Here is a 19,348-nt window from a genome sequence, read left to right as displayed (position 1 = left end):
CACGCTCTGCGTGGGAACGCATGCAGTGACGCTCTGCGTCACAGGGACGCGGAGCGTCCCGGGCGGCATTCCCACGCAGGGCGTGGGAACGATCATCCGGTGAACCGTCGTCCTGTGTGAGTGCTTACTTTGCAGCCCAGGAATTGAAGCGCTGTTCCAGTTGCTCGCCGTTGTCAGCCCAGAAGCTGACGTCGATCTGCACCTGGTTGGCGATGTTTTCCGGGGTGGTCGGCATGTCTTTCAAGACATCCTTGGCCAGCAACGGCACAGCCTGGGTGTTGGCCGGGCCGTAGGCGATGTTTTCCGAGTAGGTCTTCTGCTGCTGCGGAGCCACCGAGAACGCGATGAACTTCTTCGCCGCTTCAGCACGGGTTTTATCCAGGCCTTTTGGAATCGCCCACGCGTCGAAGTCGTAGATACCGCCGTTCCACACTACCTTCAGGTTGCTTTCTTTCTGTACTGCTGCGATCCGGCCGTTGTAGGCCGAGCTCATGACCACGTCACCCGAGGCGAGGTATTGCGGCGGTTGTGCGCCGGCTTCCCACCACTGAATGCTTGGCTTGAGTTCATCGAGCTTCTTGAACGCGCGGTCTTGACCGTCTTTGCCGGCCAGCACTTTGTAGACGTCTTTCGGCGCAACGCCGTCAGCCATCAGTGCGAACTCCAGGGTGTACTTGGCGCCTTTGCGCAGGCCGCGTTTGCCAGGGAATTTCTTGGTGTCCCAGAAATCAGCCCAACTGGTCGGAGCGGTTTTCAGCTTGTCGGCGTTGTAGGCCAGCACGGTCGACCATACGAAGAAGCCCACGCCGCAAGGCTGGATCGCGCCCTTGACGTAGTCTTCGGACTTGCCGAACAGCGCAGGGTCGAGTTGCTCGAACATGTCTTCGTCGCAACCACGGGACAGTTCTGGCGATTCAACTTCCACCAGGTCCCAGGACACGCTCTTGGTGTCGACCATGGCTTTGACCTTGGCCATTTCGCCGTTGTATTCGCCAGCGACGATTTTGCCGTGGCCCGCCGCTTCCCACGGTGCGTAGAAGGCTTTGACCTGCGCCGCCTTGTTCGCCCCGCCAAAGGACACCACGGTCAGATCCGGGCCCGCCGCCATTGCATGCGCCGCGCCCATCATCCCTATTGCCAAAGCGATAGCGTTAAATGAGCCGGTGCATTTCAGGGATTTCAACATTTATTGTTCTCCACGTGCAGGGTTGGTGTTGGTGAAGCAGGGGGCGATCAGTTCGCCTCTAGAAGTGGGTCGAGCGCGCGAACGTGTTCGACCTGCCAGCCAAGCGGTACCACGTCGCCGACAGCCAGAGCAGGATCGAGCTCGGCAATCGGTTGTTTCACAAAGAAGTCGGTCTTGCCGCAGACTTCCAGGCGAACCCGGACGTGGTCGCCCAGATAGATGAATTCCGCCACCCTTCCCGAGAAGCGGTTGACACAGGACTCGCTCGAACCATTGAGGCTCACGCGTTCCGGACGAATCGACAGTGTGACGGGCTCGCCGGTCTTGCCGACGTTGACTGCCAGGGCTTCAACCTTTTCACCACGACCGAGTTCGACCACGCAGCGGTCGCCGGTGTGACTGTGCAAGCGGCCGTTGAGGCGGTTGTTCTCGCCGATGAAGTTGGCGACGAAAGTATTTTTCGGCTCTTCGTAGAGCGTGCGCGGTGGCGCGATCTGCTGGATCTCGCCTTGGTGGAACACGGCGACGCGGTCGGACATGGTCAGGGCTTCGCCCTGGTCGTGGGTCACGTAGACCACAGTCACGCCGAGGCGCTGGTGCAGGTGTTTGATTTCCATCTGCATGTGTTCGCGCAGCTGTTTGTCCAGTGCACCGAGGGGTTCGTCCATCAGCACCAGTTGCGGTTCGAACACCAGGGCGCGAGCCAGGGCCACACGCTGCTGCTGACCGCCGGACAGTTGCGCCGGATAGCGCTGGGCGAAAGTGTCGAGCTGAACCATGCTCAGCACACGTTTGACCCGGTCACTGACGTCGCTTTTGTTCAAGCCACGCACGGTCAGCGGGAACGCCAGGTTCTCGGACACGGTCATGTGCGGAAACAACGCGTAGTTCTGGAACACCATGCCAATGTCGCGCTTGTGCGGCGGCACGTTGTTGATGGAACGCCCGGCCAGTTGAATCTCCCCGGCGGTCGGCGTTTCGAAACCGGCGAGCATCATCAGACTGGTGGTCTTGCCGGAACCGGACGGCCCGAGCAAGGTCAGGAATTCGCCTTTGCGAATTTCCAGGTTGAGGTCTTTGACGATCAGGTTCTCGCCGTCGTAGCTCTTTTGCACTCCACGAAAGCTGACCAGAATATCGCTGGCCCCTGCGCTTGAATCAACCTGGCTCATACCCACACCTTTGTTATTGATGACTGCTGTGGACTAAGCCTAGTGGACGCTGGGAGCCGCGCAAATCGGGGCGCAGGAGAGAATCGCCTCAGCCGGATGGAAGGTTGGGGGTAGGGATTGCCCTACAAGGATGGCGGGGATGGATATGCCGATTCGTGATGGCGACAGGCGGTGAGCTGCAAGCCACAGGAACCGGTAAAAGCGGCTTTGCGTGCATGTCGTAAATGGATATGCCCACTCCCACAGGTATTTGCAGTGAACCAGTGGATCGTGTGGATCAGAGCAATTTGTGTTCCATGGCGTACTTCACCAGTTCAGCCAGGGAGGTGATGTTGAGTTTCTGCATCAGCCGCGCCTTGTGTGTGCTGATGGTTTTGCTGCTCAAGGCCAGTTGCTGGGCGATGTCGTTGACGTTGGCGCCCTGGGCCAGGCGTTCGAATACCGAGAATTCACGCTCCGACAGCAGCGAGTGCAACGGCCGCGCATCGGTCAGGCCGACTTCGAACACCATTCGGTCGGCCAGGTCCGGGTCGATGTAGCGCCCGCCCGCCGCGACCTTGCGGATCGCCGTCAGCAACAATGCCGGATCGCTGTCCTTGGTCGCGTAACCCGCAGCGCCGACCTTCAACGCCCGAGCGGCCATCTGCGCTTCGTCGTGCATCGACAGCACCAGAATCGCCGGCGGATTGTTCAAGGCGCGAATCCTCGGGATCGCTTCCAGGCCGTTGACCCCGGGCATGGAGATGTCCAGCAACACCACTTCGCAGGGAACATGGCGCAAGGTATCGAGCAACTGCTCGCCATTGCTCGCCTCCCCGACCACTAGTAAGTCCTTGGCCAGACCGATCAATTGCTTGATGCCTTCGCGAACGATGGTGTGGTCTTCGGCTACCAGTACACGGATCACTTGCCTCTCCTCATTTATAGCGTTGAAGCCGAAAAGATCGTCCGATCTTTTATCAATCCAGCGGTACTCGCACCGTCAGGGTCGTGCCCTCCCCCGGCTCACTCTCAAGCGACAATTGCCCGCCCATGATCAACACCCGTTCACGCATGCCGACCACGCCAAAGGATGTCGGCCTGCCAGGTGCGGCGACAAATCCTACGCCATCATCGCTGACAGTCAGACAAAGTTCATCGCCCTCAAGGGCCAGCGTCAGTTCAACAGTATGCGCCTGGGCGTGGCGCATGACATTGGTCAGCGCTTCCTGAAGGATCCGGAACAGGCCGATGGCCTTGGCATCGCTGAGCACCGGCAAATTATCCGGCACTTGTACCAGGCACGGAATCTGCGTGCGCGCCTCGAACCGCCGGGCCTGCCACTCGATGGCCGAGGCGATACCCGCATCGAGAATCGGTGGCCGCAGCGCCGTGGCTACATCACGCACCAGTTGGAACAGCTGAGCGATCAAACGCTTCATGCTATTCAAGCGCTCGTGCAAGCCCGGATCGAGCTGCGCATAGGCCAGCTCACACATGGACGTTTCCAGCTTCAACACAGTCAACATCTGCCCCAGCTCATCGTGAACTTCCCGGGCAATCCGCGCCTTCTCCTCTTCCCGCACGCTTTCCAGGTGCGCGGACAACTCGCGCAATTGCTCACGGGAGCTGGCCAGTTCCAGTTCGATGCGCTTGCTCTCGGTGATGTCCCAGACGATCCCGTCCCAGACATAGGCGCCGTCTTCGAGCCGGCGGGTAATGGCCTTGATCTCGGCCCAGCGCTGTTCGCCCTGACGGGTCAGAATCCGTCCCTGCCACGACCAGTCGCTGTCGGTATCCAGTGCATGGTCCTGAGTCTGGTGATAACTGGCCTTGTCATCCGGATGCACCAGGCTGCGCAGGCCTTTGTCCCGATGAGCCAGGGTGGCCGGCGAGTACCCCACCAGACTTTCGCTGCCTTCACTGATGTAGGCAAAGTCGATCTGCCCGGTCACCGGTGCGCGCTCCAGGCGAAAGACCAGCCCGGGGACGTTGGCGGCGATGCCCTGCAGCCGCGCTTCGCTTTCCTGCAAGGCGGCCAGGGCACGCCGACGCTCGGTGACGTCATTGAGGTAAACCACCAGGTATTCGCCCTCGCGAAACCGCAAGAAACTCAACGAAACATCCGCCGGCAGAATACTGCCATCGGCCCGCACGCAATTGGTTTCGAAACTGAGCGGCCCTTCCTCGCTGGCCCGGGCACGCTTCCACAGGGTCAGCCAACGGTCCATGTGCAAACCGGGCTCGAAATCGATCAAGGGCCGATCAATGATCCCGCCCGCCGGGTAACCGAGCATGGTTTCGGCGGCACGGTTGGCGTAGCGCACATGGCTGTCCCAGTTGACCCAAAGGATGCCGACGGTGCTTTGATCGATGGAGAACTGCGTGAGGCGCAAGGCTTCTTCGCTGGCCTCGCGCAGGGCAATGTCTTCGCGCGCCGCCAGCAAACGTTGCTCCAGACTGTGTTGCTGACGACGCTGCCAGTACACAATGGCCATGCTGCTCAGCAATAACACCAGCAACAGCAGACAGAGGTTTTTCCAGAAAACCGGTGAATCGGACAGCCGCGGGTACTTGGGTTGCAGCCATTGATCGTGAAGTTGCTCCAGGTTCTTGGCCGGGATCGCCCGCAGCGCGTTTTCGACGATACCCGCCAGTTCCGGCCAGTCCCGGCGCGTGGCCACTCGCAGCAATTGCGGGAAACCGATGTCGCCCACCACGGCCAGCCCGGCAAACTCAGGCTCGGCTGACAGACGCCCGAATTGCGCTTCATCGACCACCGCGTAACCGGCCTGCTGACTCAACAACAGTTGCAACGCCTGGCGCTCCAGAGGCACACCTTGCAGGTTCAAATGCGGGTAGGTGCTACGCAAAAAATCGGCGGTGACGCTGGGCATGCGCACGGCGACGCGGGTCTGACTGTCGAGTTTTTCCAGCTCCACCACACCGGTGCTCTTCTGGTCGCTGACCACCAGTTGCGGCACCCGCATGTACGGATCGGAAAATTGCCAGAGCCGTAAACCGGCGGGGGTTTGGGTCAGCCCCGGCGCGATATCGATATCGCCTTCGCGCGCGGCGGCTTCCAGTTGCGCAAGATCAGGATAATTACGCCAGCTCAGCTCGACCTTGAGCGACTTGGCCAGCCACTTCATCAACTCGATGTTCACCCCGGACAGGCGCTGCAAGCGGCGATCGTATTGGGCATAGGGCGCCTGCAACACCACCCCGACCCGCAACTCTTCATGCTGCGCCAGCCATTGCTGTTGCGCCGAAGACAATGACACGACGTGCGCCGGTGGCGCGGGAGCCGCCCAGCCCATCAAGGGAAACCATAAACAGCCGATAACCCACAGGCAGCGAAAATGCATCATCGAAGTCTCACACACTGACAAATACTGACCAACCCATTAGGCTGCCGGAATAACTTCTGGCCTGGAATATCCGATGCCCCCTGTCTACCGCCTGGCACTGCCAGCATTGTGCCTGTCGCTGATCCTGCCGTGCGCCTTTTCCGTCGAGGCGGCCGACCCGGCACCTGCCACTGCGGAAAAACCCGCCGAAGAAAAACCGGTCGAACGCCAGCCGCTGCTTGAGCGTAGTCAGGAAGAAGCCACGGCACTTGAGCGACAAATCCCTGCGCAGGAACAGCAACAACTGCAAGCCGGCACCGACAGCTTCCTCGCCTTGTGGAAACCGGCCAATACCGCCGAACCCAAAGGCGCGGTGATTATTATCCCGGGTGCCGGCGAAACCGTTGACTGGCCGCAAGCAATCAGCCCGTTGCGCCGCCAATTGCCGGACGCCGAGTGGAGCAGCCTGAGTATCACCTTGCCGGACCTGCAAAGCGAAGCCATTGCGCCACGTATCGTCGAAGTGGCACCCGCGCCCAAAGCCCCTGAAGCCGGTAGCAAAGACTCGACCACCGCGGCGCCCATCGAACAGGCGGCCGGCGGCGAAGCGGAGGTGGCCGACAAGGCCATCGCCGAAACCACTGAAGAACAGGCCAAAGCCGACGCTGAGCGAATCTTCGCCCGCATCGACGCGGCCATCGCTTATGCCGAACAGCAAAGCGCTCGCAGGGTCGTCGTGCTGGGGCATGGCACCGGCGCTTACTGGGCTGCGCGTTATCTGAGCGAGAAGCAGCCATCGCAAATCGAGAAGTTCGTGATGGTCGCCGCCCAGACGCCCGTTACGGCGAAGCCCGGACTGGCCGAGTTGACGCCGACGATCAAGCTGCCGACCGCCGACATCTTCTACATGGACAAGCCGCTGGATCGCAACGCGGCACTGGAACGCTTGCAGGCCAACAAACGCTTGAAGACGTCGGCGTTCAGCCAGGTATCGCTCAAGGCACTGCCGGGCAATGCCAAGGCTGAGCAAGAGCAGTTGGTTCGACGGGTGCGCGGGTGGTTGAATCCGCAGACCGCGGACTGAGCAAAAGCAAAAGATCGTCCGAACGCGGCCCGAGCCTTCGGACGATCTTTTGACCGGCTTTGCGATTACCGGAAATCCCGCCGCTCACGAATCAACGTGTAGGCATTGTGCAACTCACGAGTCTTGTCCGTCGCCTCACGAACCTGCAACGCCGTCGCACCGCTGCCGGCAATCTTGTCCGGATGATGGCGACTGAGCAGGCGTCGATAGGCGCGTTTGATCTGTGCCGGCTCGCTGGTCGCCGACACTCCCAATAGCCGCAAGGCGTCCTGATACGTAATCGCGCTGCTGACCAATGGGCGCTTCGGCTCGTAGTCGCTCGCCAGTGCCTGCACCTGTTGCGGTGTCCAGCCCAACCATTTGCCCCACTGCGCAATCAGTTCGCGCTCACCGCTACCGGCGCGGCCATCGGCCCAGACCATCCGCCAACAGGCACGCAACACGCCTTCCGCCGCATGGGGTTGAGCACTCAAGCGTCGCAGATAACTGCGCAACCGGTCGTGTCCCGACTTGCCGCGATTGAACGCCGCTATCGCCCGACGTTGCGCCGACTCGGTCATCTCCAGCGCACGCATTTCCTGCCGTGCCTGCTGGATGTGGCCATCCACTACCCGCCCATCACTCTTGGCCAATCGGCCCAGCAACACGAACAGCAGTTCATCGTTGCGCAGCACCGAGCGGCCACCGATTTTTTCCCATAAATGCGCCCAGCTCTGCAGGTGCAAGCGCCGATCCAGCGCCTGCCCCAATAAAGCACCGAGCATGGCCCCCGGAATGCTGGCTATGGCAAAGCCCACTCCGGCTCCAATCAGAGTCCCTGGCCACAACATGTCAGCGTCTCGCTTCTATCAAGTTTTCTACTTCAGCCAGGCGTTCGTGGGTACCGACGTCCACCCAATGCCCATTCAGGCGTTCGCCCGTCACTTGCCCATCGGCCATGGCTTTGCGCAGCAGCGGCGCAAGCTTGAAGGCCCCGGCCGAGCAACCGTCAAACAACTGCGGGTGTAGCACGGCGATGCCGCTGTAAGTCAGAGTTGAGGTATCCGGCTGACCGTCCTGCACATGGCCATCGACCAGGGTGAAATCCCCGCTCGGGTGATGCGCCGGGTTGTCCGTCAGGATCAAATGAGCGAGCCCGACGATGGGCTGGTGCAACACGCTGAAGTCGTAGTCGGTCCAGATGTCGCCGTTGACCACCACAAAAGCCTCATCACCCAACAACGGCAACGCGCGGAAAATACCACCACCGGTTTCCAGCGGCTCACCTTCCGGCGAGTACTGAATGCTCACGCCATATTTCGAGCCATCGCCCAGATAATCTTCGATCTGCTGACCGAGCCAGGCATGGTTGATCACGATCTCGGTAAACCCTGCAGCCGCCAGAGCGAGCAGGTGATACTCGATCAAGGGCGCTCCGCCGGCGCGAACCAGTGGCTTTGGCGTAGTCAGGGTAAGCGGACGCATGCGCTCGCCTTTACCCGCCGCCAGAATCATTGCCTTCATGCAGTCGCTCCAGCACGCAGACTGGCCAGCAACACATCCAGCTCCGCCAGTTCAGGGCGACGGCTGATGACCGCGTCTATATAAGCAAAGAAGCGCGGCACGTCGCCGAGGTAACGTGGTTTGCCGTCGCGATGGCAGATGCGGGCGAAGATGCCGATGACTTTCAAGTGACGCTGCACGCCCATCAGGTCGCTGGCGCGCAGAAAGTCTTCGAAGTCCGGCTGAACCGGGATGTCGAGCGCGCCGGCTTGCTGCCAGTAATCTTCCAGCCAGCCGCGCACGCGTTCTTCAGGCCAGCTGAGGAAGGCGTCCTTGAACAGGCAGGTCACGTCATAGGTCACCGGCCCGTAGACCGCGTCCTGGAAATCCAGCACGCCGGGATTCGGCTCGCTGCGCATCAGATTGCGCGGCATGTAGTCGCGATGCACCAGGACTCTGGGCTGAGCCAGGGCGCTGTCGATCAGCAGGTCGCTGACCTGCTGCCAGAGCACCTGCTGCGCCGGGTCGAGTTCGATGCCCAGTTCGCGTTTCACGTACCACTCGGGGAACAGTTCGAGTTCGCGACGCAGCAGCGCGACGTCATAACTCGGCAGCGGCGCCACCATCGGCAATTGCTGGAAAGCCAACAACGCTTGCAGGGCATCCTTGAACAAATCGTCGGCATTTTCGCTGTCGATCACGTCCAGATAAGTCTTGTTGCCCAAGTCATTGAGCAAAAGAAAACCACGCTCGAGGTCTTCGGCATAAATTTTCGGCACGTTTATGCCGGATTTCGCCAGCAGAAAAGCGATATCCACAAAGGGTTTGCAGTTTTCCTGGGGCGGTGGCGCGTCCATCACGACGAAACTTCTGCCGGTGCCTTCCCAGCGGAAATAGCGCCGAAAACTCGCGTCGCTACTGGCCGCGGTCAACGTGGCCGGGGGCACGGTGCCCCAACCTTGTTCTGCAAAGAGGATAGCCAACTGTTCATCGAGCCAAACTTTCAGGTGTTGCAAGCGTACATCTTGGTCAGGCATTACAAGGGTCTCCGACGGCGCTAGCCGTCAAGCGGGTCATGCTTTATTATCCAGCATCTTTTTCAGACCATCGAGAGGCGTGCGGCCCACACCGCGGGCAGATGGCACGCAGGAAGCCCGGACTAATAAGATGGCATTGAAATCCCCCGCGTTTCGTAAAAAATTTCCGTTGTTGGTTACCGGCAGTCTGCTGGCCCTGCAACCCCTGGCCACGTCGTTCGTGGTCGCCGCGGAACAGTATGACTGCTCAGTCTCTGCTTCGGGTGCCTGGGACTGTGCGCCAAAGGCGCCGGCCGCTGCATTGCCGCCGCGTCCCGTCCATGACGGTAGCGCAGTTTCCGCCACTGGCGAGGCCCCGGCAGGCACCACCGCCAGCGAAGACTCCGGCGCCAAGCCTGTGCTGGTTACCGAGTCCAAGGGCCGCGGCCTGAAATCGCGTAGTGAAGACTACAGCCACCTCGACTGGGTTCCGCGCGAGAAGCTCACCGCAGCGCAATTGGCCGAAACCGGCCCTTACTGCTCTGGTTCCTATATCGAACCGATTCGTCCTGGCATGAATGACAAGACGAATAAAAGTGACGCACCGACCTTTATCGGCGCCAAAGCCTCCCGCTATAAGCAGGAAGAGCAGGTCGCGACCCTGGCCGGTGACGTGGTCATGCGCCAGGGCAGCATGCAGGTCGAAGCCGACGAAGCGAACCTGTACCAGGCCGAAAGCCGGGGCGACCTTAACGGCAACGTGCGCATCCGCGACAATGGCGCACTGATCGTGGGCGACCACGCCGACGTGCAGCTCGACACCGGTGAAGCCAAGGTCGACAACGCCGAATACGTGATGCACAAGTCGCGTATCCGCGGTAACGCGCTGTACGCCAAACGTGCCGAGAACGCGATCATCCGTCTCAAGGACGGTACGTACACCACGTGCGAACCGAACAGCAATGCCTGGCAGCTCAAGGGCAACAACATCACCTTGAACCCGGCTACCGGTTTCGGTACCGCGACCAACGTGACGCTGCGGGTCAAGGACATTCCGGTTCTGTACACGCCGTACATCTATTTCCCGATCGACGACCGTCGCCAGTCCGGCTTCCTGCCGCCGACCATCGGCACGGGCAGCGATACCGGCTTCATGCTGGTCACCCCGTACTACTTCAACCTGGCGCCAAACTATGACGCCACGTTGTACCCGCGCTACATGAGCAAGCGCGGCCTGTTGATGGAAGGCGAATTCCGCTACCTGACCAAGTCCAGCGAAGGTCAGTTCGGCGCCGCGTACCTCAACGACGAAGATACCGATCGCAGCAAGCAGACCGACTACGAAAAAAACCGCTACATGTACAACTGGCAGCACAAGGGTGGCCTCGACTCGCGCGTCCTGACGCAGGTTGACTACACCAAGATCAGCGATCCGTATTACTTCCAGGATCTGCAGACTGACCAGATTGGCGTGAAAAGCGCTGACTACGTGAACCAGCAGGGCTCTGTCACCTATCGTGGCGACAGCTACACCGCTCGCTTGAACGCCCAGGCTTATCAGCTGGCGACCGTTTCGAACATCACGCCGTATGACCGTCTGCCGCAGATCACCTTTAATGGTCAGCTGCCGTATCATCCGGAAGGTTTGAACTTCGATTACGAGACAGAGATCGTTCGCTTTGACCGCGATCTGAAGAGTGGAACATTCGTCCAGAAGGACGGGATTACCACCGAGTCACGTCTGGATAACAACATCTTTGGTCTGGCACGCGCCAACGGCGACCGCTTGAATCTCAAACCAAGTGTCAGCCTGCCGCTGAACTGGACCTATGGTTTCCTCAAACCATCGCTCAAGTACCAGTACACGCAGTATCAACTGGATCTGGACGGCCGGGGCAAAAGTGACATCGCTTCGCAAAGTGCGGAGCAAGACAGGCTCAACGGCACGTTCAGCAGCAACCAGAACCGTGGGGTACCGATCGCCAGCATCGACAGCGGCCTGTACTTTGACCGCAACACTTCCTGGTTCGGAAAAAACTACCGCCAGACCCTCGAACCGCGCCTGTTCTACCTCTATGTACCTGAGGAAGACCAGAAGGATATTCCGGTATTCGACACCAGCGAATACACCTTCAATTACGCGTCGCTATTCCGTGACAACCGCTTCTCCGGCTCCGACCGCGTCGGCGACGAGAACAAACTGTCCTTGGGCGTGACCAGCCGCTGGATCGAAGACAGTGGTTTCGAACGTCAACGTATCAGCGTCGGCCAAGCCTTGTACTTCAAGGACCGCGAAGTCCAGTTGCCAGGTATCGATGCTAAAACCCGCGCCGATGCTCAAGCCAATGTTTCACCGTACGCGCTGGAATACGAATACCGCTGGAACCGCGATTGGCGCACCACGGCAGACTACAACTGGGACCCGGACAGCCACAGCCCTCGCTCGGGCAGCGCGATGTTCCACTACCAGCCTGAAGACAACCCGAACAAGGTCATCAACGCCGGTTATCGCTATCGCAATGACCAGGTCCGTTATGACCAGAACACCGGTAAATGGTCGGTGGGCGGTGGTGACTACGGCACCCCGGGCACGCCTGGCTACGTGAAGGACTACTACAAGATCAAACAGCACGACTTCTCGGTGATCTGGCCGATCGTGCCGCAGTGGAACGCCATCAGCCGCTGGCAGTATGACTACAACCGCAACCGTACCCTGGAAGCCTTTGGTGGTTTCGAGTACGACAACTGCTGCTGGAAACTACGCCTGATCAACCGTTACTGGGTTTCCTATGACGAATTCAGTCAGGAAGCTCCACAAAACGAAAAAGGCGACCACGGCGTCTTCCTCCAAATCGTTCTGAAGGGACTCGGCGGCCTCACCGGCGCCAAAGTAGAGAGTTTCCTCGACAAAGGCATCCAAGGTTATCGTGAACGTGAAGACCAAGCTTTCTGATTGTCTGCGCCCGCTGATGCTGGGCGCGCTGTTCCTGGGTACCGCGGCCAACGCCGCGGTACAGTCCATTGACAAAGTGGTGGCCATCGTCGACAACGACGTGGTCATGCAGAGCCAACTGGACCGGCGCGTTCACGAAGTTCAGCAAACCATCGCCAAGCGCGGTGCTGCCGTACCGCCTGCCGGCGTACTGGATCAGCAGGTGCTCGAGCGTCTGATCGTCGAAAACCTGCAATTGCAGATTGGCGAACGTTCCGGCATTCGCATTACCGATGAAGAACTGAACCAGGCTGTCGGCACCATTGCCCAGCGCAATAACATGTCGATCGAACAATTTCGCTCCGCTTTGGCTCGCGACGGCCTGTCTTATGACGATGCCCGTGACCAGATCCGTCGCGAAATGATCATCAGCCGTGTGCGTCAGCGCCGTGTGGCGGAGCGCATCCAGGTGTCCGAGCAGGAAGTGAAGAACTTCCTGGCGTCCGACCTGGGCAAGATGCAGCTGTCCGAAGAGTTCCGTCTGGCTAACATCCTGATTCCTACGCCGGAAAGCGCCAACTCCGACGCGATTCAGAATGCCGCCAAACAAGCCGACGCGGTTTACCAGCAGCTCAAGCAAGGCGCTGACTTCGGTCAGTTGGCAATCGCCAAATCCGCCAGCGAAACCGCGCTGGAAGGCGGCGACATGGGCTGGCGTAAAGCTGCTCAACTGCCACCTCCGTTCGATCGCCTGCTGGGCTCCATGGCCGTTGGCGACGTGACCCAGCCAATGCGTACCCCGGGCGGCTTCATTATCCTGAAGATCCTTGACAAGCGAGGCGGCGAAGCCCAAGTGCGTGACGAAGTGCACGTGCGGCACATCCTGGTCAAACCGAGTCCGATCCGCGACGAAGAAAAAACCAAGGCTCTGGCTCAGTCGCTCTACACCCGTATCGAAGCAGGCGAAGATTTCGGCGAGCTGGCGAAAAGCTTCTCGGAGGATCCGGGTTCCGCCCTCAACGGTGGCGACCTGAACTGGATCGACCCGAACGCGCTGGTGCCTGAATTCCGCGAAGTGATGGCCAAGACCCCGCAAGGTCAGCTGTCCAAGCCGTTCAAGACCCAATATGGCTGGCACGTACTGGAAGTCCTTGGCCGCCGCGCCACCGACAGCACCGCCCAGGCCCGTGAGCAGCAAGCGATGACCGTACTGCGTAACCGCAAATACGACGAAGAGCTGCAAACCTGGCTGCGTCAGATCCGTGACGAAGCGTACGTAGAAATCAAACTCCCTGGTGCAGACCAGGCAGCGCAGTGAAACCCAAGCGTTTCGCGCTGACCCCCGGCGAACCAGCCGGCATAGGTCCCGACCTGTGCCTGCTGCTCGCCTCGCAAGCCCAGCCACACCCCTTGATTGCCATCACCAGCCGCGACCTGCTCATCGAGCGGGCCGCGCAGCTGGGCTTGGTTGTCGATCTGCTGCCGGTAGCGCCGGACAGCTGGCCGGATGCTCCTGCACCCGCCAACAGCCTGTATGTGTGGGATACGCCTCTCAACGCCAAGGTCACCGCCGGGCAACTGGACAAGGCCAATGCGGCTTTCGTTCTGGAAACCCTGACCCGCGCGGGGCAAGGCTGCCTTGACGGGCATTTCGCCGGCATGATCACCGCCCCGGTGCACAAGGGCGTGATCAATGAATCCGGGATCGCCTTTTCCGGGCACACGGAATTTCTCGCTGACCTGACCCACACCGCGCAAGTGGTGATGATGCTCGCCACCCGCGGCTTGCGCGTGGCACTGGTCACCACTCACCTGCCTCTTCGCGAGATTGCCGACGCGATCACGCCAGAGCGGCTGGAGCGGGTCACACGGATTCTGTACACCGATCTGAAAGAAAAGTTCGGCATCGCCCAGCCACGTATCCTGGTTTGCGGGCTTAACCCGCACGCCGGCGAAGGCGGTCATCTGGGCCATGAAGAAATCGACATCATCGAACCTACATTAGAGCGCCTGCGCGGCGAGGGCATGGACCTTCGCGGCCCCCTGCCCGCCGACACTCTGTTTACCCCCAAATATCTGGAGCACTGCGACGCGGTGCTGGCGATGTACCACGACCAGGGCTTGCCCGTGCTGAAATACAAAGGCTTCGGCGCGGCAGTCAACGTGACCCTCGGCTTGCCGATCATCCGCACGTCGGTCGACCACGGCACCGCCCTGGACCTGGCCGGCAGCGGCAACATCGACACCGGCAGCCTGCAAGTCGCCCTGGAAACCGCCTACCAGATGGCCGAGACCCGTTTATGACCGAGCATTACCAACACCGGGCGCGCAAGCGCTTCGGCCAGAACTTCCTGCACGATGCCGGCGTTATCGACCGCATCCTGCGCTCCATTCACGCCAAACCTGAAGACCGCCTGCTGGAAATCGGTCCGGGCCAGGGTGCATTGACCGCAGGCCTGCTCAACAGCGGCGCCCAACTGGACGTCGTGGAGCTGGACAAGGACCTGATCCCGATCCTCAACCAGCAGTTCGCCGGCAAGAGCAACTTCAACCTGCATCAGGGCGACGCGCTGAAGTTTGACTTCAACAGCCTGAACGCCGCGCCAAACAGCCTGCGAGTGGTCGGCAACCTGCCGTACAACATCTCTACACCGCTGATTTTTCACCTGCTGCACAACGCCAGCCTGATTCGCGACATGCACTTCATGCTGCAAAAGGAAGTGGTCGAGCGTCTGGCGGCAGGGCCTGGTGGTGGCGACTGGGGTCGGCTGTCGATCATGGTTCAGTACCATTGCCGGGTCGAGCACCTGTTCAACGTCGGCCCGGGTGCGTTCAATCCTCCGCCGAAAGTCGACTCCGCGATCGTACGCCTGGTGCCCCACGCGGTACTGCCGCACCCGGCCAAGGATCATCGCCTGCTGGAGCGTGTCGTGCGCGAAGCTTTCAACCAGCGCCGCAAGACCCTGCGCAACACACTGAAACTATTACTGAGCAATGCCGAAATCGAAGCCGCCGGCGTCGATGGCAGCTTGCGCCCCGAGCAGCTCGACCTGGCCGCCTTCGTACGCCTGGCCGACAAGCTCAGCGAACAAGTCCTACAAAAGCCCGCCACCGACTGACAGGCGATGAGCGCTATCGGGTAGGACGCCACTCTGGTTTACTACCCGATACTTGGCCTAGACTGAGTTCTATCAGCTACGCCCCGCGTTCCGCTTCGTTTCTAAGGCCTTTTGCATGTCCGATCCTCGTTATCAGGTCGACGTCAGCGTCGTCACCCGCTATCTGGCAGAACAATCGCAACCCGAGCACAACCGCTTTGCCTTCGCCTACACCATCACCGTGCAGAACAATGGCCTGCTACCCGCCAGACTGCTTTCACGGCATTGGGTAATCACCGACGGTGACGGCCATGTCGAGGAGGTTCGCGGTGCGGGCGTCGTCGGCCAGCAGCCGTTGATCGACGTAGGTAAGAGCCACACTTACAGCAGCGGCACCGTCATGACATCCAAGGTCGGCACGATGCAGGGCACCTACCAGATGCTCGCCGAAGACGGTAAGCACTTCGACGCCACCATCGCGCCGTTTCGCCTGGCGGTACCCGGAGCATTGCACTGATGGCGACGTATGCCGTCGGTGATGTGCAGGGTTGCCTTGAACCGCTCAAGTGCCTGCTCAAGCAAGTGGCCTTCGACCCTGCCCGGGACCGTTTGTGGCTGGTGGGTGACCTCATCAACCGTGGCCCACAGTCGCTGGAAACCTTGCGCTTCCTCTATAGCATCCGCGAGTCGCTGGTCTGCGTACTCGGCAACCATGACCTGCACTTGCTGGCCGTCGGAAAAAACATCGAGCGCCTGAAGAAAGCCGATACCTTGCGTGAGATCCTCGAAGCACCCGATAGCGCAGATCTGCTGGAGTGGGTTCGCCAGCAGAAGCTCATGCACTACGATGAACAACGCGAAATCGCCCTGGTCCATGCCGGCATCCCGCCACAATGGTCGCTGCGCAAAGCCTTGAAATGCGCCGCCGAAGTCGAAGAAGCCCTGCGCGATGACAACCGCTTCACGCCTTACCTTGACGGCATGTATGGCAACGAACCCGTGAAATGGGACAACGATCTCAAAGGCGCGGCTCGCCTGCGAGTCATCACCAACTATTTCACCCGGATGCGTTTCTGCACCAGCGACGGCAAACTCGACCTCAAGGGCAAGGAAGGCATCGACACCGCACCGCCGGGTTATGCGCCATGGTTCGCACACACAGAACGCAAGACCAAAGGCCTGAAGATCATCTTCGGCCATTGGGCGGCGCTCGAGGGCCAGTGCAACGAACCCGGGCTCTTTGCCCTCGATACCGGTTGCGTCTGGGGTGGCGCCATGACCCTGATGAACGTCGACACCTTCGAGCGCCTGCCATGCAAATGCGACGCCCATGGCCACGTTCGACCGGCAGTCGCCACCTCTATTCCCGAACCAACGTCAGCCAGCGCCCCGCGCTAGACTGCGCTTTCAGCCGAGCCACAGGAGCCCGCCATGAGCGAATTCAAACGTATCCCCCCAGAACAGGCCCAGGCCCTGCGCGAACAAGGCGCGGTGGTAGTCGACATCCGCGATCCGGCCACTTTTGCCGCGCTGCACATCGCCGGTTCGAAGCATCTGGATAACCATTCCATTTCGGATTTCATCCGTGCCGCCGACCTCGACGCACCGACCGTGGTGGTCTGCTATCACGGTAACTCCAGCCAAAATGCCGCCGCTTACCTGATCAGCCAGGGCTTTTCCGACGTCTACAGCATGGACGGCGGTTTTGAACTGTGGCGTACGACCTATCCTTCGGAAACGGCGCAAGGCATTTCCGAATAATTTTTTTCAGACGCGCAAGCCCCGGCTTTCGCGGGCTCGCGCGATGGCAGACGAACGGTCTGCCACAACTATTTACGCATTGCTACTTTATCTCTCTGATTCCGAACTATCCTTAAGCGCAGGCCATCCAAAACAGGGGAGAGCCGGTACACCGGCGCGCGGGTCATCGGGAGTAGCTTTCGGAGTCGTCAGCTCCGGGAGAGTTCTGGGGGGGTAAACAGCGACTGCCTGTTCGGTTGCTGCCAGCATCGACTGAGTGATCCGGCGTCGGCTCCACGTATCGAGCGAGGTGACGTCATGAGTATCTTTAGCCACTTCCAACAACGCTTCGAGTCCACGCGCCAGGAAGAACTCTCGCTGCAAGAGTATCTGGAACTGTGCAAAAAGGACCGCAGCGCCTACGTTTCCGCGGCCGAGCGTCTCTTGCTGGCCATCGGTGAACCGGAACTGCTCGACACCTCAACCAACTCGAGGCTGTCGCGCATCTTTTCCAACAAGGTGATCCGCCGCTATCCGGCCTTTGAAGACTTCCACGGGATGGAAGAATGCATCGACCAGATCGTGTCGTATTTCCGCCATGCCGCTCAGGGTCTGGAAGAAAAGAAACAGATCCTCTACCTGCTTGGCCCAGTCGGTGGCGGTAAGTCATCTTTGGCCGAAAAGCTCAAACAGCTGATCGAGAAAGTGCCCTTCTATGCAATCAAGGGCTCGCCAGTTTTCGAGTCACCCCTGGGTCTGTTCAACGCCACTGAAGATGGCGCGATCCTCGAGGAAGACTTCGGCATTCCCCGGCGCTACCTCAACACCATCATGTCGCCATGGGCCACCAAGCGCCTGGCCGAATTCGGCGGCGACATCAGCCAGTTCCGCGTGGTGAAACTCTATCCGTCGATCCTCAACCAGATTGCGGTCGCGAAAACCGAGCCGGGTGATGAAAACAACCAGGACATCTCGGCACTGGTGGGCAAGGTCGATATTCGCAAACTGGAAGAGTTCCCGCAGAACGACGCCGATGCCTACAGCTATTCGGGTGCGCTGTGCCGGGCCAACCAGGGCCTGATGGAATTCGTCGAAATGTTCAAGGCACCGATCAAGGTGCTGCACCCATTGCTGACGGCCACTCAGGAAGGCAACTACAACAGTACCGAAGGTCTGGGGGCGATTCCGTTCACCGGGATCCTGCTGGCCCACTCCAACGAATCGGAATGGCACACCTTCCGGAACAACAAGAACAACGAAGCGTTCATCGACCGGATCTACATCGTCAAAGTGCCGTACTGCCTGCGCGTCAGCGATGAGGTGAAGATCTACGACAAGCTGCTGTTCAACAGCTCGCTGGCCAAGGCCCATTGCGCGCCCGACACCCTGAAAATGCTCGCTCAGTTCACCGTGCTTTCGCGCCTTAAAGAGCCGGAAAACTCCAACATCTACTCCAAGATGCGCGTGTATGACGGCGAAAACCTCAAGGACACCGATCCGAAGGCCAAGTCGATCCAGGAATACCGCGACGCGGCAGGTGTCGACGAAGGCATGAACGGTCTGTCGACCCGCTTCGCCTTCAAGATCCTGTCGAAGGTCTTCAACTTCGATCCACACGAAATCGCCGCTAACCCGGTGCATCTGCTCTACGTGCTGGAACAGCAGATCGAACAGGAACAATTCCAGGCCGAGACCCGCGAACGCTATCTGCGCTTCCTGAAAGAGTACCTGGCGCCGCGCTATATCGAATTCATCGGCAAGGAGATCCAGACTGCCTACCTCGAGTCTTACAGCGAGTACGGCCAGAACATCTTCGATCGCTATGTGCTGTACGCCGACTTCTGGATTCAGGATCAGGAATACCGCGATCCGGAAACCGGCGAGATCCTCAACCGCGTAGCCCTGAACGAGGAACTGGAGAAAATCGAGAAACCGGCCGGCATCAGCAATCCGAAGGATTTCCGCAACGAAATCGTCAACTTCGTACTGCGCGCCCGTGCCAACAACAACGGCAAGAACCCAACCTGGCTCAGCTACGAAAAACTGCGGGTGGTCATCGAGAAGAAAATGTTCTCCAACACCGAGGACCTGCTGCCGGTCATCAGCTTCAACGCCAAGGCCAGCAAAGAGGACCAGCAGAAACACAACGACTTCGTCACACGGATGGTGGAGCGGGGTTACACCGACAAACAGGTACGACTGCTGTCCGAGTGGTACCTGCGGGTCAGAAAATCACAGTAACCCGCTGCCGGTCAGACCGGTTGTCGTTAGCCAGAGGCCTGTGTACGTTTTTTCTGTTACACAGACCT

General features: G+C 59.8%; 16 protein-coding genes. 9 read left to right on the top strand and 7 right to left on the bottom strand.

Going from position 1 to position 19,348, the window contains the following annotated elements:
- Positions 1–124: 124 nt before the first annotated feature.
- The 4 genes from PMI21_RS18930 to PMI21_RS18945 all read right to left on the bottom strand — a co-directional run bounded on the left by PMI21_RS18930 (position 125) and on the right by PMI21_RS18945 (position 5,708).
- Complete coding sequence (locus PMI21_RS18930; protein ID WP_007936606.1) at positions 125–1,186, bottom strand: ABC transporter substrate-binding protein; 1,062 nt, start codon at positions 1,184–1,186, stop codon at positions 125–127.
- A 47-nt stretch (positions 1,187–1,233) separates the two neighbouring features.
- Positions 1,234–2,358, bottom strand: a complete 1,125-nt coding sequence (locus PMI21_RS18935) for an ABC transporter ATP-binding protein (protein ID WP_007936603.1) — start codon at positions 2,356–2,358, stop codon at positions 1,234–1,236.
- Between the two features lie 277 nt (positions 2,359–2,635).
- Positions 2,636–3,265 carry a response regulator gene (locus PMI21_RS18940; protein WP_007936601.1) on the bottom strand — a complete coding sequence of 210 codons (630 nt, stop codon included), beginning with the start codon at positions 3,263–3,265 and terminating at the stop codon, positions 2,636–2,638.
- A gap of 52 nt (positions 3,266–3,317) precedes the next feature.
- Positions 3,318–5,708: a PAS domain-containing sensor histidine kinase gene (locus tag PMI21_RS18945; RefSeq protein WP_007936600.1), complete on the bottom strand. Its 2,391-nt coding sequence runs from the start codon at positions 5,706–5,708 to the stop codon at positions 3,318–3,320.
- Between the two features lie 73 nt (positions 5,709–5,781).
- On the opposite strand from PMI21_RS18945, the gene PMI21_RS18950 reads away from it, so the two are divergent.
- Positions 5,782–6,771 (top strand): alpha/beta hydrolase family protein, encoded by a 990-nt coding sequence (locus tag PMI21_RS18950; protein ID WP_007936598.1) that lies wholly within the window; start codon positions 5,782–5,784, stop codon positions 6,769–6,771.
- A 65-nt stretch (positions 6,772–6,836) separates the two neighbouring features.
- Here PMI21_RS18950 and PMI21_RS18955 read toward each other — a convergent pair whose 3' ends face one another.
- The 3 genes from PMI21_RS18955 to PMI21_RS18965 are packed head-to-tail and all read right to left on the bottom strand — an operon-like array spanning position 6,837 to position 9,290.
- A complete protein-coding gene (locus PMI21_RS18955; protein WP_007936596.1) occupies positions 6,837–7,601 on the bottom strand; it encodes a TerB family tellurite resistance protein in 765 nt (254 codons plus the stop codon).
- Between the two features lies 1 nt (position 7,602).
- Entirely contained in the window at positions 7,603–8,274 is a 672-nt protein-coding gene (murU, locus tag PMI21_RS18960; protein WP_007936585.1) for an N-acetylmuramate alpha-1-phosphate uridylyltransferase MurU, read from the bottom strand.
- A complete protein-coding gene (locus tag PMI21_RS18965) occupies positions 8,271–9,290 on the bottom strand; it encodes an aminoglycoside phosphotransferase family protein (protein WP_007936583.1) in 1,020 nt (339 codons plus the stop codon). The genes murU and PMI21_RS18965 overlap by 4 nt, the downstream gene beginning before the upstream one ends.
- Positions 9,291–9,420: 130 nt before the next feature.
- On the opposite strand from PMI21_RS18965, the gene PMI21_RS18970 reads away from it, so the two are divergent.
- The 8 genes from PMI21_RS18970 to PMI21_RS19005 all read left to right on the top strand — a co-directional run bounded on the left by PMI21_RS18970 (position 9,421) and on the right by PMI21_RS19005 (position 19,280).
- Positions 9,421–12,222 carry an LPS-assembly protein LptD gene (locus tag PMI21_RS18970; RefSeq protein WP_007936574.1) on the top strand — a complete coding sequence of 934 codons (2,802 nt, stop codon included), beginning with the start codon at positions 9,421–9,423 and terminating at the stop codon, positions 12,220–12,222.
- The gene (surA, locus tag PMI21_RS18975; RefSeq protein ID WP_033063904.1) at positions 12,203–13,519 is read left to right on the top strand and encodes a peptidylprolyl isomerase SurA; all 1,317 of its coding nucleotides are present in this window, start codon (positions 12,203–12,205) and stop codon (positions 13,517–13,519) included. Before PMI21_RS18970 ends, surA begins: the two co-directional genes overlap by 20 nt.
- Complete coding sequence (gene pdxA / locus PMI21_RS18980) at positions 13,516–14,505, top strand: 4-hydroxythreonine-4-phosphate dehydrogenase PdxA (protein WP_007936570.1); 990 nt, start codon at positions 13,516–13,518, stop codon at positions 14,503–14,505. The genes surA and pdxA overlap by 4 nt, the downstream gene beginning before the upstream one ends.
- Positions 14,502–15,320, top strand: a complete 819-nt coding sequence (gene rsmA, locus PMI21_RS18985) for a 16S rRNA (adenine(1518)-N(6)/adenine(1519)-N(6))-dimethyltransferase RsmA (protein WP_007936568.1) — start codon at positions 14,502–14,504, stop codon at positions 15,318–15,320. The genes pdxA and rsmA overlap by 4 nt, the downstream gene beginning before the upstream one ends.
- Positions 15,321–15,435: 115 nt before the next feature.
- Positions 15,436–15,816, top strand: coding sequence for a Co2+/Mg2+ efflux protein ApaG (gene apaG, locus PMI21_RS18990; RefSeq protein WP_007936566.1), 381 nt, complete (start codon positions 15,436–15,438; stop codon positions 15,814–15,816).
- Positions 15,816–16,697 carry a symmetrical bis(5'-nucleosyl)-tetraphosphatase gene (locus PMI21_RS18995; protein WP_007936564.1) on the top strand — a complete coding sequence of 294 codons (882 nt, stop codon included), beginning with the start codon at positions 15,816–15,818 and terminating at the stop codon, positions 16,695–16,697. Before apaG ends, PMI21_RS18995 begins: the two co-directional genes overlap by 1 nt.
- A gap of 33 nt (positions 16,698–16,730) precedes the next feature.
- Positions 16,731–17,060, top strand: a complete 330-nt coding sequence (gene glpE, locus PMI21_RS19000; RefSeq protein WP_007936563.1) for a thiosulfate sulfurtransferase GlpE — start codon at positions 16,731–16,733, stop codon at positions 17,058–17,060.
- A 297-nt stretch (positions 17,061–17,357) separates the two neighbouring features.
- A complete protein-coding gene (locus PMI21_RS19005; protein WP_007904259.1) occupies positions 17,358–19,280 on the top strand; it encodes a PrkA family serine protein kinase in 1,923 nt (640 codons plus the stop codon).
- Positions 19,281–19,348 lie beyond the last annotated feature (68 nt).

This window comes from Pseudomonas sp. GM18 (genome assembly GCF_000282195.1).
Classification (GTDB): Bacteria; Pseudomonadota; Gammaproteobacteria; order Pseudomonadales; family Pseudomonadaceae; genus Aquipseudomonas.
Note: the sequence above shows the minus strand (reverse complement) of the source record. Positions and strands in the feature narration are given on the sequence as shown.